We start from the raw sequence: 1783 nt of genomic DNA, 5'->3' as shown, positions 1-1783 counted from the left end.
TTAAATCTTCAACAGTTGATAAAAAAGCTAATACTTCAGACATCCCTTTCTTTCGCCAGTTCAAATAAATGCAGGATTATACTGTTTATGTGACTAATTTCTAGTCATGAAAAGCCCCTGCACCAAAACCCATCTGCACTAAATTCTTTTTGTTTAGTGGACTATGCAGCCACGGGGGCGGGTTTATGGGCTGCACATTTAATTTTTTCACGTTATTTGGCTTATGCTAATCCTGGCGTGGCGCCAATACGACTAAACCTTGTTGTGATACCCAGCACGCTCCCCCAAAGTTATCGAACCATTATTGAAGTATTACATGACTTAGATCCTATTATCCTTTTAACACCTCAAGCTGAAGAAGAATCGATTACCACCCAAATATTAGATAGTAAATTCTTAAGTAAACAGGGGTTGAAATTATGCAAAGCGATAAATTTAGAACATATTATTCAGGGGGCTATTAAGAAAATCCCTATTGACCATAATGGATTTATTGCATTGCAGCTGCTAATGAGAGCCATCATGCAAGGAGTTAGTATTGAATTAGCTAGCCGATCACGTGATAGAGTGCTCCAAACCTGCGAAAGTACATCAAGAGCTTTGCAGACTATAGATTTTACACCGACAGAACAGAGGGGTATTTGTGGTTTAGGGGATGCTCCTAATGGTTTTTTTGCCAAAGCTAAAGAGCTAAAAGGTACTATGGATGCAGCTTCGTCTAATTCTAATAATGTTAAAACTGAGTATGGGTGCTCATAGCCTCTAGCTATGAGCTTTACTTGTAAAGTTCAATAATCAAATGAGGCAGACCAAACAAGTTCTTTATATTCGTTTTTGCTTTCTTCTCCTAGCTTATAAGCTTCTTGGCCTACGTGTTGTAATTCGTACAATTTCACAGCACTTAGGGTTTCAGAATGTAATAATCGCAAGACTGCTTTTCTTACTTCGGCTAACTTATTGGGCGCGATGCCGGTCTGGTCTCGTAACACAAGATAGTGATCTACGATAGTTTTAATGGCTGTTTGGGCTTCAATACTTAAATAGCGTTCTAAGTCATTAAAAGAAGGTTCAGAGCTTGGCTCATATAATTTATTTATTTCTTCTAATAAGCTTTCGCAGTGATTATTAGTGTTAAAGAAACGCGGTGATGTCACAATGTACTCCATAAAACAATTTATTGTGCAGAGCGTATATAATAGGTCCTTTGCGTGTCAATGAAATAGTACAAAAAATTTTAGTATAAGTGCGGATGATCGTCTTTTATCAAATCGTCTTTTGATTGTTGGTGTGAATTTATTATACAATTGCTTTCGCCAAATTGGATGAAATATAAATATTTATTAACATTTTTTGAAGTGGAGAATTGATGACTTGGTGTAAATTTTTTCAATGCTTTTCTTGTTGCCGTAAAAGCAATCGTATTTCGCACGATGTGACATTAGCACCGAAAGGTCCACAACCTCTTAAACCCCAACAAATGCCTCCAAAGCTTGAATTGCCTGCTCCAGCTCAAAAGCTTGAAGATATCCAACTTGAGCTAGATAGTTTTAGACTCTAGTGCCCAAAATATTATTGATTTGGCTCCTACTTTTAGCTTATAAAATAGCTAAACAGTAGGAGTATAAACTATGGATAGAAAAAAAATTAAATGGGCGGTACTTGGCCAGGGCCACCTCATGAAAAAAATCTAGCTTAAATCGGTAAATAATGAGAGGCTAGCTTCATTTAAATGGATATAGGAATGAAGCTGGAAGAAGGATTTTTAGATTTTTTTATTTCACTT

2 protein-coding genes are annotated in these 1783 nt (G+C 36.6%); one reads left to right on the top strand and one right to left on the bottom strand.

The window, feature by feature from the left end; translation table 11 throughout:
- Positions 1 to 156 precede the first annotated feature (156 nt).
- A complete protein-coding gene (locus ELY15_RS15555) occupies positions 157 to 759 on the top strand; it encodes a hypothetical protein (RefSeq protein WP_127101642.1) in 603 nt (200 codons plus the stop codon).
- A gap of 29 nt (positions 760 to 788) precedes the next feature.
- On the opposite strand, the gene ELY15_RS15550 is transcribed toward ELY15_RS15555, so the two are convergent.
- Entirely contained in the window at positions 789 to 1154 is a 366-nt protein-coding gene (locus ELY15_RS15550) for a hypothetical protein (RefSeq protein ID WP_127101640.1), read from the bottom strand.
- Positions 1155 to 1783: the final 629 nt, after the last annotated feature.

It is taken from the genome of Legionella sp. km772 (assembly GCF_003989735.1).
Taxonomy (GTDB): domain Bacteria; phylum Pseudomonadota; class Gammaproteobacteria; order Legionellales; family Legionellaceae; genus Legionella.
This window is presented reverse-complemented; position numbering and strand designations above follow the sequence as displayed.